Annotated in this window: 17 protein-coding genes and 2 pseudogenes; 12 read left to right on the forward strand and 7 right to left on the reverse strand. The window is 65.7% G+C overall.

The window, feature by feature from the left end; all coding sequences use genetic code 11:
- Positions 1 to 257 precede the first annotated feature (257 nt).
- Positions 258 to 1490: an alpha-hydroxy acid oxidase gene (locus JX552_RS15825; protein ID WP_205873016.1), complete on the reverse strand. Its 1233-nt coding sequence runs from the start codon at positions 1488 to 1490 to the stop codon at positions 258 to 260.
- A gap of 33 nt (positions 1491 to 1523) precedes the next feature.
- Here JX552_RS15825 and JX552_RS15830 point away from each other — a divergent pair, with 33 nt between their 5' ends.
- The gene (locus tag JX552_RS15830) at positions 1524 to 1937 is read left to right on the forward strand and encodes a DUF1810 domain-containing protein (protein WP_205873017.1); all 414 of its coding nucleotides are present in this window, start codon (positions 1524 to 1526) and stop codon (positions 1935 to 1937) included.
- Here the strand turns inward: JX552_RS15830 and JX552_RS15835 are convergent.
- From JX552_RS15835 to JX552_RS15845, 3 genes and pseudogenes are all read right to left on the reverse strand, one after another.
- A pseudogene (locus JX552_RS15835) lies at positions 1934 to 3210 on the reverse strand (alpha-amylase family protein). The gene JX552_RS15830 and the pseudogene JX552_RS15835 overlap by 4 nt on opposite strands.
- 8 nt (positions 3211 to 3218) lie before the next feature.
- Positions 3219 to 3755, reverse strand: coding sequence for an alkyl hydroperoxide reductase (locus JX552_RS15840; RefSeq protein ID WP_205873018.1), 537 nt, complete (start codon positions 3753 to 3755; stop codon positions 3219 to 3221).
- A 23-nt stretch (positions 3756 to 3778) separates the two neighbouring features.
- Positions 3779 to 4366, reverse strand: a complete 588-nt coding sequence (locus tag JX552_RS15845) for a peroxiredoxin (RefSeq protein ID WP_205873019.1) — start codon at positions 4364 to 4366, stop codon at positions 3779 to 3781.
- A 102-nt stretch (positions 4367 to 4468) separates the two neighbouring features.
- Between JX552_RS15845 and JX552_RS15850 the strand changes: the two genes are divergently transcribed.
- From JX552_RS15850 to JX552_RS15870, 5 genes and pseudogenes are all read left to right on the forward strand, one after another.
- Entirely contained in the window at positions 4469 to 5380 is a 912-nt protein-coding gene (locus tag JX552_RS15850; protein ID WP_205873020.1) for a hydrogen peroxide-inducible genes activator, read from the forward strand.
- 213 nt (positions 5381 to 5593) lie between these two features.
- Positions 5594 to 6662: pseudogene (locus tag JX552_RS15855) on the forward strand (IS110 family RNA-guided transposase).
- Positions 6663 to 6676: 14 nt separating this feature from the next.
- Positions 6677 to 7378, forward strand: a complete 702-nt coding sequence (locus JX552_RS15860; protein ID WP_205873022.1) for an EthD domain-containing protein — start codon at positions 6677 to 6679, stop codon at positions 7376 to 7378.
- Between the two features lie 10 nt (positions 7379 to 7388).
- Complete coding sequence (locus JX552_RS15865; protein ID WP_205873023.1) at positions 7389 to 7832, forward strand: TIGR03618 family F420-dependent PPOX class oxidoreductase; 444 nt, start codon at positions 7389 to 7391, stop codon at positions 7830 to 7832.
- A gap of 11 nt (positions 7833 to 7843) precedes the next feature.
- Positions 7844 to 8599 (forward strand): enoyl-CoA hydratase/isomerase family protein, encoded by a 756-nt coding sequence (locus JX552_RS15870; protein ID WP_205873024.1) that lies wholly within the window; start codon positions 7844 to 7846, stop codon positions 8597 to 8599.
- Here JX552_RS15870 and JX552_RS15875 read toward each other — a convergent pair.
- Positions 8596 to 8793 (reverse strand): (2Fe-2S)-binding protein, encoded by a 198-nt coding sequence (locus tag JX552_RS15875; RefSeq protein WP_205873025.1) that lies wholly within the window; start codon positions 8791 to 8793, stop codon positions 8596 to 8598. The genes JX552_RS15870 and JX552_RS15875 overlap by 4 nt on opposite strands.
- Positions 8794 to 9070: 277 nt before the next feature.
- Between JX552_RS15875 and bfr the strand changes: the two genes are divergently transcribed.
- From bfr to JX552_RS15905, 6 genes are all read left to right on the forward strand, one after another.
- Positions 9071 to 9550 carry a bacterioferritin gene (gene bfr, locus JX552_RS15880; protein ID WP_205873026.1) on the forward strand — a complete coding sequence of 160 codons (480 nt, stop codon included), beginning with the start codon at positions 9071 to 9073 and terminating at the stop codon, positions 9548 to 9550.
- 43 nt (positions 9551 to 9593) lie between these two features.
- The gene (locus JX552_RS15885; protein WP_205873027.1) at positions 9594 to 11660 is read left to right on the forward strand and encodes an MDR family MFS transporter; all 2067 of its coding nucleotides are present in this window, start codon (positions 9594 to 9596) and stop codon (positions 11658 to 11660) included.
- Positions 11661 to 11720: 60 nt separating this feature from the next.
- Positions 11721 to 13784, forward strand: coding sequence for an MDR family MFS transporter (locus JX552_RS15890; protein WP_205873028.1), 2064 nt, complete (start codon positions 11721 to 11723; stop codon positions 13782 to 13784).
- Between the two features lie 285 nt (positions 13785 to 14069).
- Complete coding sequence (locus JX552_RS15895; protein WP_205873029.1) at positions 14070 to 14564, forward strand: carboxymuconolactone decarboxylase family protein; 495 nt, start codon at positions 14070 to 14072, stop codon at positions 14562 to 14564.
- A 37-nt stretch (positions 14565 to 14601) separates the two neighbouring features.
- Complete coding sequence (locus JX552_RS15900; protein ID WP_205873030.1) at positions 14602 to 15954, forward strand: type I glutamate--ammonia ligase; 1353 nt, start codon at positions 14602 to 14604, stop codon at positions 15952 to 15954.
- Positions 15951 to 17108 (forward strand): amidohydrolase family protein, encoded by a 1158-nt coding sequence (locus JX552_RS15905; RefSeq protein WP_205873031.1) that lies wholly within the window; start codon positions 15951 to 15953, stop codon positions 17106 to 17108. The genes JX552_RS15900 and JX552_RS15905 overlap by 4 nt, the downstream gene beginning before the upstream one ends.
- Here JX552_RS15905 and JX552_RS15910 read toward each other — a convergent pair.
- Together JX552_RS15910 and JX552_RS15915 are read right to left on the reverse strand one after the other, a co-directional pair.
- Complete coding sequence (locus tag JX552_RS15910; RefSeq protein ID WP_205873032.1) at positions 17092 to 18450, reverse strand: phenylacetate--CoA ligase family protein; 1359 nt, start codon at positions 18448 to 18450, stop codon at positions 17092 to 17094. The genes JX552_RS15905 and JX552_RS15910 overlap by 17 nt on opposite strands.
- Positions 18451 to 18894, reverse strand: a complete 444-nt coding sequence (locus JX552_RS15915) for a limonene-1,2-epoxide hydrolase family protein (RefSeq protein WP_205878476.1) — start codon at positions 18892 to 18894, stop codon at positions 18451 to 18453.
- Positions 18895 to 18896: the final 2 nt, after the last annotated feature.

Raw genomic sequence — 18896 nt, forward strand, 5'->3', positions numbered from 1 at the left:
AATCCTCCAAAAGTTGAGTCTGCTTCGCTAAACCCAGCCGCGTGCCGATTTGTTCCGACTCGCCAGCGTGCTCGGGCGATGATCGGGTGGTGACGCTCACACCCGTGCCGCCTGGCGCCGACCCAGACACCCCGCGCCACGCACAATCCGCCGGCGCTGTTCGACCCGGCGCTGTTCGACCCGGCGCTGTTCGACCCGGCGCTGTTCGACTATGTCGGGCCCGGGTCAGGCGTTCAACGACCTGGTGCTCAACCGCGTTATCGCGGCGCCAGTCGTCTCAGCTGAGTGACGTGCTTCGGCGAAAGCTCTTGCAGGCAGCTCACACCCAGCAATCCCATGGTGCGGATGACTCCGCTCTGCAGTATGTCGATCGCCCGCCGGACACCCGCCTCGCCACCTGCCATCAGCCCGTACAGGTAAGCCCGTCCGACCAGGGTGCAGCGCGCGCCCAGGGCGATGGCCGCGACGATGTCTGCGCCCGACATGATGCCCGTGTCCATCAGCACCTCGGTGTCGGTGCCCAGCTCGCGTGCCACCACGGGCAGCAAATGGAACGGAACCGGCGCCCGATCGAGCTGTCGTCCACCGTGATTGGACAAGACGATGCCGTCCACACCCCGATCGACCACCGCGCGGGCGTCTTCGAGCGTCTGAATCCCTTTGACGACAAGCTTGCCCGGCCACTGCGACTTGATCCAGACCAGGTCGTCGAAGGTGACGCTGGGGTCGAACATCGTATTAAGGTACTCGCCCACGGTTCCCGACCAACGATCAAGGGATGCGAAGGACAGTGGTTCGGTGGTGAGCAGGTCGAACCACCAGTGCGGGTGCGGCACCGCGTCGAGCACGGTACGCAACGTCAACGCGGGCGGGATCGACATCCCGTTGCGCACATCGCGAAGTCGGGCCCCGGCCACCGGAACGTCCACCGTCACCAGCATCGTGTCGAAACCCGCGTCGGCGGCCCGCTGCACCAACTGCATCGAGCGCTCGCGATCCCGCCACATGTACAGCTGAAACCACTTGCGGCCCTGCGGGGCAGCGGTCACCAGGTCCTCGATCGCGGTGGTGCCCAGGGTGGACAGCGAGAACGGAATGCCGGCCGCCGCCGCGGCGCGCGCGCCGGCGATCTCGCCCTCGGTGTGCATCAAGCGGGTGAACCCGGTCGGCGCAATCGCGAACGGTAGGTCCACCGGCCGGCCCAGCACGTCCCACCCGGCCGACACATTGCTCACGTCGCGCAAAATGGCCGGATGAAACTCGATGTCGCGGAACGCTTGTCGAGCCCGCGTGATGGACAGCTCGTCTTCGGCGGCCCCGTCGGTGTAGTCGAACGCCGCCTTCGGGGTGCGGCGTTTGGCGATGCGGCGCAGATCCTCGATGGTCAGCGCGGCGTCCAGGCGCCGCCTGGTGCGATCGAACTGAGGCTTCTTGAATTGCAGCAACGGAGCCAGGTCCCGCACTCTGGGCACCTGCCGCTTGACCGTCATCGGTTCATCTAACCAGTGTGCGACGGTGGAGAGATGTCTGAACTACAGCGCTTCGTGGATGCGCAGGCCCCGGTCTACGACACCGTGCTCAACGAACTGCGGGCCGGACGCAAACGGAGTCACTGGATGTGGTTCGTCTTTCCTCAACTACGCGTGTTGGGCAGCAGCCCGACTGCGCAGCACTACGGCATCGCCTCACTCGCAGAGGCCCGCGCGTACCTCGACCACCCGGTGCTCGGGCCGCGACTGCGCGAGTGTGTCGCTGTGGTCAACGCGGTCGAGGGCCGCTCCGCCGAGCAGATTTTCGGCTGGCCCGACAACCTGAAGTTGCGTTCCTCGGTCACGCTGTTCGCCCGCGCCACCGACGACAACCATGATTTGTTGGCGCTGCTCGACAAGTATTACGACGGTGAGCCGGATCCGCTGACGGTGCGGCGGCTGGATTAGGGGCGCAGGATCCGCCAGCCGTGCGGTTCGATCTCCACGGTGTCGACCACCTCCTCGGGAGGCGCCGTCGAGCCGGCGATCAGCCGGGCCTGGGGGACGCCTAGCTCGGGCAGCGACAACCGCAGCGGCTCGGCGTCGATGTTGAGCGCGACCACCAGGGCGTCTTGGCCGCTGCGGGATTCGTAGACGTAGTGCTCGTTTTCCAGGCGCAGCGCACTGGTGGTCGCCCTCTGCAGCCACGGGTGGCGCCGCCGCAATCCGACGAGATACTGGTGCAAAGCCCAGACGTCGGCCCCGGCTCCGTCCAATTGCATTGGGGGAGATGGGAATTCGGGACGTACCGCATCGTCGCCGCCGTACCGTTCCTCTTTGACGCCCTGGAAGCCGAATTCGTCACCGGCATAGATGCTGGGCACCCCACCGATCGTCAGCAGGATCACCAGGGCGTGCGCGGGATGCGCGGGATGCTCGAGCCGGCTGGCGATGCGGGTGACGTCGTGGTTTCCGATGAACGTCTGCGGCACAAAGGTTTTCAGGAAAGTGTTGTGCCGCTTCAGCGCCCAGTCCAACTCGAAGAAATTTCCGTCGTTGAGGCTGCTCCAGATAGCCTTCCACAGCTCGTACTGGGTGGCCGAGTCGAATCGCGCCCCCTCGACGACCGCCGCGTAGTCACCGTGGATCAGTTCGCCGACGAACCACGCGTCGGGCCGGCGGTCTCGGACCCTGGGCAGCACCTCGGCCCAGAACCGTTGGGGCACGGTGTAGGCCGCGTCCAGGCGCCAACCATCGGCGCCCCGCTGCAGCCAGTGCGTCATCACGTCGACGACGTAGTCGGCGACCGCGGGGTGGCGGTGATTGAGCGCGATCAGTTCAGTGTGGCCCTCGAAGCTGCCCCCGGTGAACCAGGCCGCGGATTCAGGGTCGTCACGCCGGGGGAAGTCCACGCCGACGTGATTGAAGACGCCGTCCAGCAGCACCCGCAGCCCCGTTGACGCGCCTGCCCGACCAGGTAGTCGAAGTCGTCGTCGTCACCGAGGCGTGGATCGATGCGGAAGTGATCGGTGGTGTCGTAACCGTGGGAGCGCGAGTCGAAGATCGGCCCCAGCGCGACACCGGACGCGCCGAGCGCAATGGCGTGGTCGAACCAGTCGACGAGCCGGCGCAGCCGGTGTTCCCCCGGGCCCGGTGGAGTTTCCGACGGGAAAGCTCCGACAAAGCCCAGGGGATACACCTGCCACCAGATCGAGTGTTCGATCCAGGAGGGTCCGGACACCGAAGTGGTCAGCCTACCTCCGCCAGTGTGTGAGCCGCGCTGATTGCCTGTGCCACACCGGAAACGATAGCCGCCACCTTCAGTGCCTCGAGGATGGCCTCCCGGCTCACGCCCGACTCCCGCAGCGTGTGCTCGTGGGCCACCACGCAGTGACCGCACCCGTTGACCGACGACACCGCGAAACTCCACAGCTCGAAGTCTGCTTTGTCCACACCGGGATTGCCGATAATGTTCATCCGCAAGCCGGCACGCAGGTCATCGTAGGCGCCTTCCAGGAAGCCGCGACCACGATAGAACACGTTGTTCATGCCCATGATCGACGCGGCGCCCAGCGCGGCGTTGTAGGCCTGCTCGGAGAGATTGTCGGCTGCCTCGGCGCCGATCTCACCCAGCACCTGCGCGTTGCGGGTCGCCGCCGCACACGCCAGCAGCGCACCCCACAGTTGTTCTTCGGTCAGCACCGTGGTGCGGGTGATCGAGCCGAGGTTGAGCTTGAGGTCCTTGGCGTATTCGGGCAGGGCGTTCTTGAGATTCTCGACACTCATGGTTTCTCCTGTCAGGGCTTTTGTTACGCCGAAGCCTTGAGCAGCTCACCGGCGTCGATGGTCGGGTCGCCCTTGCGCCAGTTGCACGCGCACAACTCGTCGGATTGCAGGGCGTCCAGCACCCGCAACACCTCGTCGACGTTACGTCCGACGGAACCGGCGGTGGCAGAGACGAATTGGATTTCGTTGTTCGGGTCGACGATGAAGGTGACCCGGTCGGCGACCCCGTCATCGTTGAGAACCCCAGTAGCCTGCGACAATTCCCGCTTGATATCCGACAGCATGGGGAAGGGCAGCTTCTTCAGGTCCTCGTGCTGCGCCCGCCACTGGAAGTGGACGAACTCGCTGTCGATCGACACCCCCAGCACCTGTGCGTCGCGGTCTTCGAACTCGTCGTTCAGCTTGCCGAAGGCCGCGATCTCGGTGGGACACACGAAGGTGAAGTCCTTCGGCCAGAAGAACACCACGCGCCACTTGCCGGGGTGGTCATCGCTGGAGATGGTGGTGAAGTAGTCACCCGGCTGCTGCGCGTCGACCGCGGACAGGTCGCCGCCGATCAGCGCGGTCAGCTGGTAGGCCGGGAATTGCCGGCCGATGGTCAACAGAGACATATTCGCTCCTTATCTGGACTCATTCAAATTTAGGGGACTGGCACCATATTGCCCGGGACCGGCTGTGAAGTAAAGGTGATTTGTCGCACTACACTGATTAGTATGTCCGATAAGAGTTTTCAACCCACACTGGCTGGTTTGCGGGCTTTCGTCGCGGTCGCCCAGAAGCAGCACTTCGGCAGCGCGGCAACAACTCTCGGGCTCAGTCAGTCAACGCTGTCACAGGCTCTGGCAACACTGGAAACCGGACTGGGCGCCCACCTCGTCGAGCGCTCCACCCGGCGAGTGCGCGTCACCCCCGAAGGTGAGCGACTACTTCCACTGGCTCGCGCGGTCGTCGATGCGACCGATGCCTTCACCCGTGCCGCCGCAGGGGTCGGCGATCCCTTGGCCGGAACGATCCGGCTGGGACTGATCCCCACCGTGGCGCCCTACGTGCTGCCGGCCATGCTGGCTGGATTGCCGCGCCGCTTGCCCGACCTGACGCTGCGGGTTGTCGAGGACAAGACCGAGCGTCTACTGGGCCTGCTGCGCGACGGTGTTCTGGACGCCGCCCTGGTAGCTCTGCCCATCGACTCGGCGGGCCTGACGACGCTCGCGATGTATGAGGAGGACTTCGTGTTGGCACTGCCTCCCGGCCATGCCCTGTCGGGCAAGCAGCGAGTATCGGCTGCCGTGCTGGCGGATTTGCCGCTGCTGCTGCTGGACGAAGGCCACTGCCTGCGCGATCAGGCGCTAGAAGCCTGCCGGGAAGCCGGGGTGCGCGCCGAACCGGCCGACACCCGCGCGGCTTCGCTGGCGACGGCGGTGCAGTGCGTGGCCGGGGGATTGGGCGTGACATTGATCCCCGAGAGCGCCGTCGGGGTCGAAACCGCGCGCAGCAGCGTCGGTCTCGCCCGGTTCGCCGCCCCGCGCCCGCACCGAACCATCGGTCTGGTGTTTCGTTCCTCGTCCGGCCGCGAGGAGTCCTATCGGCGACTGGCCGGGATTATCACCGGACTGATCAGGGGTTAGGTTCGCCTCAGTGTCAGGGTGGGGTTGCCGCATGTTGCGGTGGTTGGATCCTGATCGCCTGGTGTCTGGCTCATAGGCTCGCTGCCGCCGTGGTTGGGGTTCATGCGTTTTGTCGGCATCAGGTGTGAAGGACCGGCCGGCGTGACTTGATGGGAGCGTGGCAACCGCCCCCACTGAGGTTTGTCCGCCGACCGGCCCAACCGTCACCTCACAGTGAAGGAGGCATCCACCATGGTTGTTGTTGGAGGGTGTACACAAGCGCACCCATACGTTTGTTGCGGTCAACGAGGTTGGGCGCAAGCTCGGCGAAAAGGTCGTCAAAGCAACGACGACGGGTCATGCCGAGGCGGTGATGTGGGCCCGCGAACGGTTCGGGGCCGAGGTGGTGTGGGCGATTGAGGATTGCCGGTACTTATCGGCCAGGTTGGAGCGCGACCTGATGGGCTTTGGCCAGAGGGTGGTGCGGGTACCGCCGAAGTTGATGGCTCAGACTCGGGCCAGTGCGCGCACCCAGGGCAAGTTGGACCCGATCGACGCGTTAGCAGTCGCGCGGGGGTGTTTGCGTGAACCTGACTTGCCGGTCGCCTCCCATGATGAGGTCTCGCGCGAGTTGAAGTTATTGGTGGATCGCCGGGAAGTCCTTGTGGCGCAACGCGCGGCGACGATCAACCGGCTGTTGTGGCGGGTGCACGAGCTTGACCCTGACCACGCGCCCAAGGCCCGTTCGTTGGATCTGGCCAAGCATCGGCGCATCCTCGGTGACTGGTTAGCCAGCCTGCCCGGCCTGGTCGCGGAGTTGGCTCGCGACGAGCTGGCCGACATCACGCGGCTCACTGAAACCATCAACGCCTTGGCTAAGCGCATCGGCCAGCAAGTGCGCCCCATCGCCTCGGCCCTGCTTTTCCTTCCCGGCTGCGGGGAGTTGACCGCGGCCAAACTGGTCGGCGAATCCGCCGGGGTGACCCGGTTCAAAAGCGAGGCCGCCTTCGCCCGTCACGCCGGAGTCGCGCCAGTCCCGGTGTGGTCAGGCAACACCGCCGGGCGGGTGCGCATGACCCGCTCAGGCAACCGCCAACTCAACGCCGCCCTGCACCGCATCGCCGTCACCCAGATCCGCCTCGACGGACTCGGCCAGGACTATTACCGCCACCGCATCGACGCCGGCGACTCCAAAACCGAGGCACTGCGCTGCCTCAAACGCCGCCTGGCCCGCGTCGTGTTTCACCACCTCTACACCGACCACCAAAACCGAACCCAGCCTTGCCAACCGGCAGCGGCTTGACATAGGAGAAACGCATGGAGAAAGTGATCGCGGTGCTGCGCCGGGCCGAAGCCGCCGACGACTGGTGTGCGCGGCTGCGAGGCCCGGTGGCCACCGAATTGTCGCGTCTGGGCCTGCCCGGGCTGACGGTCAACGTCCGCGACAGCGTCGTTCGCGACTCGTTGATGACGCTGACGACCCTGGACCCGCCGGTAGCCGCGCTGGTGACCGTCTGGACGCAGCAGTGCTACGGCGAACAAATGACGATGGCGCTGGCCGCGCTGGGCGCCGAATGCGAACACCTCGCCGCCTACCTGGTCACCGAGTCGGCCCCGATGCTCGCGCCACTCGAGATCGGGCTTCGAACAACGGGTTTGGCTAACGTCGCGCTACTGCGGCGACCAGACGAGCTGGACCAGGCAACCTGGCTCGACCGGTGGCAGCTCAACCACACCCAGGTGGCCATCGAGACTCAGTCCACCTTCGGCTACACCCAGAACTGGGTGGTACGCGCGCTCACCCCGGACGCGCCGGGAATCTCGGCCATCGTCGAGGAATTGTTCCCGTTGGAGGCGGTCTCCGACCTTAAAGCCTTCTTCGGCGCCGCCGACGACGCCGACCTGCAACACCGGGTGGGCCGAATGGTGGCGAGCACGTCCGCCTTCGGCGCCAACCAGAACATAGACACCGTGCCGACCAGCCGCTACGTGATCAGCACACCCTTCCGGGACCAGTGAGGAAGCGCAGATGACAACTCTCGACGACGCGGTGGCATTGGCAACGTCCGAAAACGGCCTCGCGGTGATCTCCACCGCCCGCGCCGACGGCACCGTGCAGGCATCGCTGGTCAACGTCGGCCTGTTGCCGCATCCGGCCGGGGGACAACCCGTCCTCGGCTTCACGACCTACGGGAAGGTCAAGCTGGCCAACCTGCGTGCCCGGCCACAGCTGGCGGTCACCTTCCGCACCGGCTGGCAATGGGCCACCGTGGAAGGCCGCGCGGAGTTGGCCGGCCCGGACGACGCACCCACCTGGCTCACCGATCCAGACTTGTTGCGTCTGCTGCTGCGTAATGTCTTCACCGCGGCCGGTGGCACCCACGACGACTGGGACGAGTACGACCGGGTCATGGCGCAGGAGCGGCGCGCGGTGGTGTTGATCGAGCCGAGCCGGGTGTACAGCAACCGATAGGGTTGGTATCCGTGACGCTGCTGATCAATGACGAAAACCGCGTGCGCACGCTGACATTGAACCGACCCGAGGCCCTCAACGCGTTCAATGAAGCGCTCTACGACGCCACCGCCCAGGCCCTGTTGGATGCCGCCGAGGATCCCGAGGTCGCTGTGGTGCTGCTGACCGGCGCCGGCCGCGCCTTCAGCGCCGGAACCGACCTGGCCGACATGCAGGCGATGATCTCCGACCCCGACTTCACGCCGGGCAAGTACGGTTTCCGCGGATTGGTCGAGGCACTCAGCGCCTTTCCCAAACCGCTGATCTGCGCTGTCAACGGCGTCGGGCTGGGCATCGGGACCACCATCCTGGGCTATGCCGATCTGGCCTTCATGTCGACCACCGCACGGCTCAAATGCCCGTTCACCAGCCTCGGGGTGGCCCCGGAGGCGGCATCGTCGTATCTGTTGCCACAGCTGGTGGGCCGCCAGAACGCCGCCTGGCTGCTGATGTCCTCAGAGTGGGTCGACGCCCACGAGGCATTGCGAATGGGTCTGGTGTGGCGGATCTGTGCGCCAGAAGAACTGCTGCCCGAAGCCCGTCGGCACGCGGAAATCCTTGCCGCCCGACCGATTTCTAGCCTGATGGCGGTCAAGCACACAATGGTCGAGCCGATCCGGCCACAGATCGCGGCCGCGACAGCGCGAGAGAACGCGCACTTCGCCGAACTGATGGGCGCACAGGCCAACGCCGCGGCGTTGGCGGATTTCGGCAACCGCCGGCGCTAGGCGGACGATGCGGGCTGAAGTTCAGGCTGGTCCATGCGGGCAGCGGAGATGATTGCGCGCAGCGTGCGGCGACAGCGTCCACAGTCGCCACCCGCACCGCACAGAGCGGCTACTTCCTTTGAGGTCGACGCGCCCCGGGCGACGGCGTCACACACCGTCTGGTTAGTGGCTCCGACGCACAGGCACACGTACATCAGCAAACATCACCCGCAAATGAGGGAAGCGCGTACTGTGTGGTCATATTAGTGGAGTCTAACCTAAGTCGGTTAGCCGAGTCTAACCTAACTTAAAATCGCTGATCGCGATTGCGCCGCGGCGGGACGCGCCGACGACGCAATTAAGCGTGGGCTCACTCGCCTCGGCTGCACTAGATTGAGATCGGCACTCAACCGTGCCGTCCTACCCGCACGGCGCGCTCCAGCCCAGCCCGCCCGCGGATCGACTGACAGCCTCCACACCGTAGGAGTGATCATGCAAGGCGATCCAGACGTCTTACGTCTTCTCAACGAGCAGTTGACCAGCGAACTGACGGCCATCAACCAGTATTTTCTGCACGCGAAGATGCAAGAGAACTGGGGTTTCACCGAACTGGCGCAGCACACCCGGGCCGAGTCGTTCGATGAAATGCGGCACGCCGAAGAGATCACCGATCGCATCTTGTTGCTCGACGGTCTGCCGAACTACCAGCGCATCGGCTCATTGCGCGTCGGCCAGACGCTGCGCGAGCAATTCGAAGCGGATATGGCGATCGAAATCGAGGTGCTGAATAGGCTGAAACCGGGAATCGTCATGTGCCGTGAAAAGCAGGACACCACCAGCGCCCAACTGTTAGAAAAAATCGTTGCCGACGAAGAACTTCATCTCGACTATCTTCAGACGCAGCTGGAATTGATGGACAAACTCGGAGAGGCGCTGTACTCGGCGCAGTGCGTCTCCCGGCCGCCAACTTAATCCGGGGCCACCCCGCGGGCTCCGACACTGACGGGAGTCAACGATGACGAGCCCGACCGCACCGACGACCGCCTCCGGCGGCACCCCGGTCCCGTGCGCCTCGATCAGTCCGGTGCGCCGCAATGTCATCTTCGCGGGGCTAATGCTCGCCGTCCTGATGGCGGCGATGGACCAGACCGTGGTCGTGCCAGCACTTCCCACGATTGTGGAAGACCTGGGCGACTCCATTCACCAGTCCTGGGTGGTCGCGGCCTACCTGTTGGGCGGCATCGTGGTCATTCCGGTAGCGGGCAAACTCGGCGACCTACTGGGCCGTAAACGGGTGCTGCAGAGCTCGGTCGCGCTGTTCCTGGCCGGCTCGGTGCTGTGTGGGTTATCGGACTCGATGGCCATGCTGTCGGTCTCCCGCGCGCTGCAGGGCATCGGCGCCGGTGCCATTTCGGTCACGGCCGCCGCCCTGATCGGCGAGGTCTTTCCACTTCGCGACCGCGGCCGTTATCAGGGAATCCTGGGTGCGGTGTTCGGGGTCACCACGGTCGCCGGCCCGTTGTTCGGAGGGATCTTTACCGACTACATGAATTGGCGATGGGCGTTCTGGGTGAACATGCCGGTGACGATCGGCATCATGGCCCTGACCGCGGCCGCCATCCCCGCGTTGCCCCGCCGTCCCAGGCCGGCCATCGACTACCTGGGGATACTGCTGATCGCGGTGGCGATGACGGCGCTGATCATGGCCACCAGCTGGGGTGGCACCAACTACGCCTGGAGCTCGGCGCCAATCATCGGGCTGTTCCTCGGGGCCGTCGTGACGCTGGGTGCCTTCATCTGGGTGGAGAGCCGGGCTCCTGCCGGCATCCTGCCGCCCCGCCTGTTTCGCAGCCCGGTATTCGCGGTGTGCTCCGTGCTGTCGTTGCTCGTCGGTTTCGCGATGCTGGGCGCACTGACCTTCGTGCCCATGTACCTGCGTTACGTCGACGGCGTCTCGGCAACCACCTCGGGGTTGCGAACGCTGCCCATGGTGCTCGGCCTGCTGACCACATCGGTGGCCGCGGGAATCCTGGTCGGAAGGACGGGTCGGTACAAGATCTTCCCGCTGGCGGGTACGGCGTTGATGGCCGTGGGGTTTCTACTGATGGCACGCATGGACGAAGCGACGCCGTGGCCCGTGCAGGCGTTCTATCTGGTCATACTCGGGGCCGGCATCGGCTTCTCCATGCAGGTCCTGATCCTCATCGTCCAGAACACCTCGCGTTTCGAAGACCTGGGCGTGGCCACCTCGGGCGTCACCTTCTTTCGCGTGGTCGGAGGTTCGTTCGGCGCAGCGATATTCGGCGCACTATTCGCCAACTTCCTGAGTCGACGAATAGATGCGGCGTTGCACGCCGCCGGTGTGCCCGCCGCTGCCGCGCATTCCCCGAGCGCCCTGCACCGGCTTCCGCAAAACGTGGCCGCCCCGATCGTGCGGGCCTACGCCGGGTCGCTTTCACAAGTATTTCTCTGCGCCGCATTTATCGCGCTGGTCGGATTCATCTTCGCGCTGTGCCTGCGGGAGGCTCCCCTCAACGATATTCACGACAGCCCCGGTTGCCTGGGGGACGGCTTTGCGGTGCCCAGAACCAAATCGCCCGAAGATATCCTGGAAATCGCCGTCGGACACCTGCTGGCGGAGGCGCCCAAGGTCAAGCTCGACGATATTGCCGAGCAACCGGGTTGCGAACTCGACGTGGCCGGACTGTGGGGAGCGCTCCGGATTTGCCAATACCAGCGGTTCTTCGAAACCGCGCAATTGACCGATATCGCCGCACATCTGCACGTGCCGCCGCAGGTCCTCCAGCCGGTCTTCGATCGTCTGGCCGAGGCCGGATACGCCGTGCGCGACGGTGACCGATTGACGCTCACCGCGGCCGGGCAGCGCCAAGTCGACTCGGTGTCGGGACTGATCCGCCGGTGGCTCACCGATCACCTAGCGGTATCGGACGACGTCGCCGTCCAACCGGATCACGCCGAATTCGACGCGGCTCTGCAACGCATCACCGACGGGGTGCTGGTGGCACGCGACTGGTATCAGGACCTGGACGACCTGGCGGAGCGGCGCACTGGCACCGGTTAGAAATCGCCGATCGGGGGCATCCAGGGTGCGCTTTCGCCTTGCGCCGACCGAGAGACGGGAATGACGACCACGACAGTTGCCGCACCTGCCGATACCGGGCCCGGCAGCGCGCCGATCACTGCTCAGCGACGCAATCTCATCTTCGTCGCCATCGTGCTCGGGATGCTGCTCGCGGCGCTCGACCAGACCATCGTCGCCACCGCCCTGCCGACCATCGTCGCCGACCTCGGCGATGCCGGCCGACAGTCGTGGGTGGTCACCAGTTATCTGTTGGCCTCCACGATCGTCACCGCCCTGGTCGGCAAACTCGGCGACCTGTACGGCCGCAAACGGGTTTTCCAGGCCGCGGTCCTGTTCTTCATCGCTGGATCGGTGCTCTGTGGTCTGGCGCAGTCCATGACCATGCTGGTGGGATCGCGAGCCCTGCAGGGCATCGGCGGCGGCGCCATCGCGGTCACCGCCAGCGCGCTGATCGGTGAAGTGGTGCCGCTTCGCGAGCGCGGGCGCTACCAGGGAATCCTTGGCGCGGTCTTCGGTGTCACCACGGTCGTGGGCCCGTTGCTCGGCGGCTATTTCACCGACTATCTCACCTGGCGCTGGGCCTTCTGGATCAATCTGCCGGTGTCGCTGGTCGTAATCTGTGTGGCGACCGCGGCAATCCCGGCGCTGACCTCGAAGACCGGGCGGACGACCAAACCCGCGGTGGATTACGCCGGGATCGTGTTCATCGGCCTGAGCGCCGCCGCGCTGACCCTGGCCACCAGTTGGGGAGGCACCGTCTACCCCTGGGGGTCGCCGACCATCATCGGTTTGTTCGCCGGCGCCGCGGTCACCCTGGGCGTGTTCGTCTGGGTGGAAAACCGTGCGACCGCACCGATTCTGCCGATCCGGTTGTTCGCCAGTCCAGTCTTCGCCGTGTGCTGCGTGCTGTCGTTCGTCGTCGGGTTCGCGATGCTCGGCGCGATGACGTTCCTGCCGACCTTCATGCAGTACGTGAACGGAGTGTCCGCCACCACGTCGGGGCTGCGCACGCTGCCGATGGTGGTCGGCATGCTGATCACCTCCACGGGCAGCGGCAGCATCGTCGGCCGCACCGGGCGTTACAAGATCTTCCCGGTCGCCGGCACCGCGCTGATGACGCTGGCTTTTCTGTCGATGTCCACCATGGACAACTCGACCTCAGCGCTGCTCCAGTCGGTTTACCTGTTCATCCTGGGCGCCGGCATCGGATTGTCGATGCAGGTGCTGGTGCTCATCGTGCAGAACACCTCCGACTTCGAGGATCTCGGCGTGGCCACCTCCGGGGTGAGCTTCTTCCGTACCATCGGCAGCTCATTCGGGGCGGCCATCTTCGGTTCGCTGTTCGTGAACTTCCTGAGCTCGAGATTGGCCGCGGCGCTGGCCACATCCGGCACACCCCGGGACGCGGTCAGCTCACCTGCCGCGCTGCATCGGCAGCCGGCGGCCGTGGCCGCACCGGTCGTGCACGCCTACGCCGAGTCGCTTTGCCAGGTGTTCCTCTGGGCCGCACCGGTAGCCGCGGCGGGATTCATCCTGGCACTGTTCCTGCGCGAGGTGCCGTTGCGCGACATTCACAACAGTTCCGTCGATCTTGGCGACGGCTTTGGCATGCCGACCACCGATACCCCGGAACAGCTGTTGGAGAACGCGATTGCGCGCATGCTGCGCGGCGAACCGGGGGTGCGGCTGCGCAGCATCGCCCTGCGGCCGGATTGCCGACTCGACGTCGCCGGACTGTGGGCATTGCTGCGCGTCAACCGCTACCTTCAGTTCTTCGGCACCGCGCGCCTCACCGACATCGGTGACCACCTGCAGATACCGTTCGAGGTGCTGGAACCCACCTTCAACCGGTTGGTCACCACCGGCTACGTGATGCGCGACGGCGACCGGCTGCGGCTCACACCCGCGGGCGTTGAACAGGTGCAGTATGTGTATTCACTGCTGCTGGCCTGGATCATCGACAAACTGTTCCGATCACCCGGATTCGCGGTCCGACCGGACCGCGACCAGGTCGAGGCCGCGCTCGGCCGGGTCGCGTACCGCGTTATCGCGCAACGCGATTGGAGTGAAGGCAGCGCGCCCGAGGTTATTGCGGGTCGCTGATCGGATGCCAGCCGCCAGGCAACATTGGCATCCTCTGTCCGGCGCCCAACCCGTCGGTTTACCACACGGACAACACTGTGGGCGCCCGGCCCAGACCCGCTGTTCAGCAGCGCTGAGTGCATCTCCGCCGCCGCGGCCAGCCACCGACCACATCCGGTCAGGACACCTCACCGCCAGGGTCTGCGCGAGAACAGCATGCGTCGAACTCGGTCGTCATCTGCACTGAGGCAAGCACCGACCAGGTGGGCGGTTCAACAGCGGATCGGCCGGGCGTACCATCGCGCCATGAGCCGAATCGGTAGTTTCGCGGATGACGATGTAGCCGGCTGGGTCTTGAAATCCCCTGAACTCGGCGGGGCCATGGCCAATTTCAGCCGAGCGGTCTACACCAGTAACCGGCTGCCGCTGCGCACCCGCGAGATTGCCCGCGCCGTGATCGCCAACAACAACGAATGCATCGTGTGCGCCAACACGCGCGACGCCGACGGCCCGGCGGCTGGGGTGGACGAGGACCTTTACCATCACGCGCACGAGTGGCGGACCTGGGCGGGCTACAGCGATCAGGAGCGGCTGGCGGCCGAGTTCGCTCACCGCTTCTCCACCGACCACACCGCACTGCGCGACGACGAGGACTTCTGGAACCGGGCCGCCGAACATTTCTCCGATGAGTTGCTCGCCGACCTCGCTATCTCGTGCGCGTTGTGGGTGGGCATGGGCCGGGTGCTGCGGACCCTGGACATCGGCCAGGCGTGCAAACTCACCCTGCCCAGCCGAGCCTGACTAGGCCGGCAACCGCCGGCACCGCACAATGGCTGGCATGACTGCCACCCCGCTCGCCGCTGCGGCCATCGCCCAACTCGAGGCCGAGGGCGTCGACACCGTGATCGGCACCGTGGTGAACCCTGCGGGGCTCACCCTGGCCAAGACCGTGCCGATCCGGCGGACCAACGCGTTCGCCGATCCCGGCCTGGGGGCCAGTCCGGTCTGGAACGCGCTCACGATCGACCAAACCGGCATCGCATTCACCGACGATGTTGGCGTGGTCGGCGATCAGCGCCTGCGTCTGGACCTGTCCGGGTTGCGCATCATCGGCGACGGGCTCGCGTGGTCACCAGCCGGATTCTTCGAGCAGGACGGAACGCCGGTTCCGGCCTGCAGCCGGGGAACGCTCGGGCGGATCGAAGCCGCCCTCGAGACCGCCGGCATCGAGGCCGCCGTCGGGCACGAAATCGAGTTCCTGCTGGTTGATGCCCTGGGCGGCCAGTTGCCGACAGCGCTGTGGGCGCCATACGGAATGGTCGGAGCCCTCGAGTACGAGGCGTTCGTCCGGGAGGTGACGGCCGACGCGACATCGGCCGGAGTAGCGATCGAGCAGTTCCATCCTGAGTACGGGCCGAATCAGTTCGAGCTCTCGCTGCCGCCGCAGCCACCGGTGGCCGCTGCCGACCAGCTGGTGCTGATGCGGATCATCATCGGCCGCGCAGCCCGCCGGCACGGGATGCGAATCAGCCTGTCACCCGCACCGTTCGCCGGCAGTGTGGGATCGGGCGCCCACCAACACTTCTCCCTGAGCATGCCCGAGGGGCCGCTGTTCTCGGGCGGAACCGGTCCAGGCGGTATGACGAAGGCGGGGCAGTCTGCGGTAGCGGGAGTGTTGCGCGGGTTACCGCAGGCTCAGGGGATTCTGTCCGCCTCGATTGTGTCCGGCCTGCGGATGCAACCCGGCAACTGGGCCGGCGCCTACGCTTGCTGGGGCATCGAGAACCGGGAGGCCGCCGTGCGGTTCATCGAGGGCGGACCGGCAAACCCGCACGGCGCCAACGTCGAGGTGAAGGTCGTCGATCCCTCGGCCAATCCGTACTTGGCCTCGGCAGCGATTCTCGCGCTGGCACTCGACGGAATCACCACCGAGGCGCCGCTGCCGCCGGAAACGACGATCGACCCGGCGCTCCAGTCCGAAGCGGACCGGGCGTGCGCCGGAACCCGGCTCCTGCCCGCCGATCAGATGCAAGCCATTGCCGCACTGAATGATTCGGCGCTAATGCGGAGATTGCTCGGCGATCCGGTGGTCGACTTGGTCACCGCGGTACGCCGGATGGAGCATGATCGCTACGCCGACCTTGAACCGGCAGAGCTCACCGAAAAGTTCCGGATGGCCTGGAGCCTATGATATCCGCGGCGAAATCCGATTTGTCGCAGCACATTCGGCAGGTGGCGCTGATCGACCAGCATGTACACGGCTGTTGGTCGACCGCGGGCGACCGCCGGCGTTTCGAGAACGCGCTCAACGAGGCCAACACCCAGCCGCTCGCCGATTTCGATTCCGGTTTCGACACCCAACTTGGTTTCGCGGTGCGCAATCACTGCGCCGCCGTGCTGGGGTTGCCCAGACATGTTGATGCACAGGACTATTGGGAACGCCGCAACCAGTTCAATGAAACTGAATTAGCCCGACTGTTCCTGCCTGCCGCGGGAGTGAGTAACTGGCTAGTCGACACCGGATTCGCCGAAGGCGTGACCGATCTCGCCGAATTCAGCGCACTGTCCGGTCGCCGCGCCTACGAAGTGGTCCGCTTGGAGCAGGTGGCCGAGCAGGCCGCGCGAGCCGGCGACGATTACGCGTCGGCGTTCGAAGAGATTCTGAACCGGCGCGCCGCCGGCGCCGTTGGCACCAAGTCGATCCTGGCCTACCGGGGCGGGTTCGAAGGCGACCTGAGCGAGCCCTCCGCGAGTGAGGTGCGGGCCGCGGCGCAGCGCTGGCGCGATCAGGGTGGCGTGCGACTGTGCGATCGGGTGCTGCTGCGCTTCGGGTTGTACCAGGCGTTGCGGCTGGGCAAACCGCTGCAATTCCATGTGGGTTTCGGCGACCGCGATTGTGATCTGCACAAGACGAATCCGCTTCATCTGCTCGACTTTCTGCGCAACTCGGGCCAGACGCCGATCGTGTTGCTGCACTGCTACCCCTACGAGCGTGAAGCCGGGTACCTGGCTCAGGCTTTCAACAACGTCTATGTCGACGGCGGGCTGTCCGTGAACCATCTGGCTGCCCGGGCCCCGGCCTTCATCGCGCGGCTCCTAGAGCTGGCGCCGTTTCGCAAGATCCTCTATTCGTCGGACGGATTCGGACCCGCGGAGTTGCATTTCCTGGGAGCTGCCCTGTGGCGCAGCGGGATCGACCGCGTACTGCACGGCTTCGTCGAGGCGGGCGACTGGACCGAGATGGATGCGATCAGGGTGGTCGACCTGGTCGCTCACCACAACGCCGCCCGCATCTACCGCCTTGCCAGTGGCGATCCTCGTGGTCCGATCAGCCCAGGGGGATGAAACGGCGCAGCTTGCCGCTGGCCTGGTGACGGGTCAGCTTGTCGGTCAACCGGATTCGGATCACCGGCTGAGCCAACCCGTGCCGGCGCAGGGCGGCCACCAGGGCGGCGGTGAGCGCCGAGATCTCCGGCGTGCCGACCACCATGATGTCGGCGCCGGATCCGGTCTGGATGACCTGGTACTCCGAGATACCGGCGTCGGTTCCGAGGACGTGCCGAAAGGCGATCGGGGGCACCGTGACGTCTGCGTAGCGGAAGTCGTCGTCCTGGCGGCCCCCGATGTCGGCGACCCGGGCGAATGCACTGCCGCAGGGGCAGTCGCCGGTCAGCGGCGCCACCTGATCGCCGAGGTCATAGCGGATGAAGGGAAACGTCCGGTTGGCCAATCCGGTGGCAAGCGTTCGCACCGCGGGCTCGTGTAAACCGACCGGCGCCCCGTGGGCGTCCACGCGCTCCAGCACAACCTCGTCCTCGCATACGTGCAACCCGCCACCGCGGCCGCAGCCGACCGCCTGTACCCCGATCTCGGTTGAGCCCCAGAGGTTGTGGATCATCGGGTGCCAGGCTCGGGAGATCGCCTGGCGGTCCTCGTCGAGCAACGGCTCGGAATTAGTACTCACCCGCACCGGCGCGAGGTGCACATCGCCGGCGGCGGAGGCGCGCGCCAGGCGTCCAATCGTGGTCGGATAGCCCACCAGATGCGTCGGTTGTGCGGCTTCGACCGCCGCGAGCACCTCGTCGAACGGTGCGCCGGCGGCGATCACGACGGTCTGCATGCCGGCGACGGTCGGCACATCGAACAACGGTGTGCTGGCATGTGGGGGAACGCCGGCCGTCAAGACCGCCAAGCGGGCCGGACTCCGGTGCGCCGATTGCTCTTCGTGGGCCTGCACCCGCCAGGCCAGACAGGCTGCCGAAATGTAGAAGTCCCAGTCCCAGACGTAGACTCCGCGCACCCCGCTGGACCCGCCGGAGCTGAAGATCTGGTACTCGTCGGCGTAGCGAAACCATTGCTGCTCAGCGAGAGTCCGCTCCGCTGCCGCCCTGTTCAACCCGGGTGCGGTGACGATGGTGTCCCAGTTCTGTTGGGCGTCCTGCTTGGTCATCATGGGCAGCAAAGCCAGGTCGGCGACGGTGGCGCGCGAGGTATCGAGCGCCGCCAGTCGCCGCGCATGGAACGAGGACCGCTCCTTGGCGTAGGTCAACAGTGCCCGCAACCGGTGGCGCTGGTACCGCACGATCTGTGGCCGCGACCAACTCAGGCGCCCGACATGATCTGTCAGAGCGGCCTGCACGGCAGCGAGATGCGCCGCGCGCATCGCCTCATAGGCCGCGTGGGGCATCTAGACCAAGGCGCTGGCGTCAAAGATCCAGGACGTGTCGCCGCCCGCCAGGTTTTCGAAATGTTGCGGGGGCGCGAACGCCACCAGGCTATTCATGTCCCAATAGTCTTTCCAGACAGTGATTTTGCCGTCCGCGACCTTGTGCACCGTGACAAACCTGAGCACCCCTCGCTCGCCGGTCTGAAAAGTCCAGGTCTCGGAGTGCTCGTACATGACGTCGCAGCCGTCGGCCAACAGGACGCCATCGTGGTTTTCGTAGCCCGCCAGCTGTTCTAGTCCGATCTTCAGCCGCGCGACGATGTCTTGAGGGCCACGAGCCGATACGGCCGGGACCGGCATGTCGACGTAGAGGCAGTCCTCGGAAAGAAACGTCTTGACCGCATCCCAGTCCCGCCTCGACAGCGCTTGCCACATTCCGGTCACGACGTTCTCAGCTGTGATCACTT

This window comes from Mycobacterium gordonae, assembly GCF_017086405.1.
In the GTDB taxonomy this organism is placed as follows: domain Bacteria; phylum Actinomycetota; class Actinomycetes; order Mycobacteriales; family Mycobacteriaceae; genus Mycobacterium; species Mycobacterium gordonae_D.

Bases quoted from the DNA above. Each gene is read 5' to 3' on its own strand.
- JX552_RS15900 (WP_205873030.1), top strand. From the start codon at position 14,602: ATGACTGCCACCCCGCTCGCCGCTGCGGCCATCGCCCAACTCGAGGCC.
- JX552_RS15850 (WP_205873020.1), top strand. From the start codon at position 4,469: ATGTCCGATAAGAGTTTTCAACCCACACTGGCTGGTTTGCGGGCTTTC.
- JX552_RS15830 (WP_205873017.1), top strand. From the start codon at position 1,524: ATGTCTGAACTACAGCGCTTCGTGGATGCGCAGGCCCCGGTCTACGAC.
- JX552_RS15825 (WP_205873016.1), bottom strand. From the start codon at position 1,490: ATGACGGTCAAGCGGCAGGTGCCCAGAGTGCGGGACCTGGCTCCGTTG.
- bfr (WP_205873026.1), top strand. From the start codon at position 9,071: ATGCAAGGCGATCCAGACGTCTTACGTCTTCTCAACGAGCAGTTGACC.
- JX552_RS15910 (WP_205873032.1), bottom strand. From the start codon at position 18,450: ATGCCCCACGCGGCCTATGAGGCGATGCGCGCGGCGCATCTCGCTGCC.
- JX552_RS15905 (WP_205873031.1), top strand. From the start codon at position 15,951: ATGATATCCGCGGCGAAATCCGATTTGTCGCAGCACATTCGGCAGGTG.
- JX552_RS15875 (WP_205873025.1), bottom strand. From the start codon at position 8,793: ATGTACGTGTGCCTGTGCGTCGGAGCCACTAACCAGACGGTGTGTGAC.
- JX552_RS15885 (WP_205873027.1), top strand. From the start codon at position 9,594: ATGACGAGCCCGACCGCACCGACGACCGCCTCCGGCGGCACCCCGGTC.
- JX552_RS15860 (WP_205873022.1), top strand. From the start codon at position 6,677: ATGGAGAAAGTGATCGCGGTGCTGCGCCGGGCCGAAGCCGCCGACGAC.
- JX552_RS15890 (WP_205873028.1), top strand. From the start codon at position 11,721: ATGACGACCACGACAGTTGCCGCACCTGCCGATACCGGGCCCGGCAGC.
- JX552_RS15840 (WP_205873018.1), bottom strand. From the start codon at position 3,755: ATGAGTGTCGAGAATCTCAAGAACGCCCTGCCCGAATACGCCAAGGAC.
- JX552_RS15895 (WP_205873029.1), top strand. From the start codon at position 14,070: ATGAGCCGAATCGGTAGTTTCGCGGATGACGATGTAGCCGGCTGGGTC.
- JX552_RS15865 (WP_205873023.1), top strand. From the start codon at position 7,389: ATGACAACTCTCGACGACGCGGTGGCATTGGCAACGTCCGAAAACGGC.
- JX552_RS15845 (WP_205873019.1), bottom strand. From the start codon at position 4,366: ATGTCTCTGTTGACCATCGGCCGGCAATTCCCGGCCTACCAGCTGACC.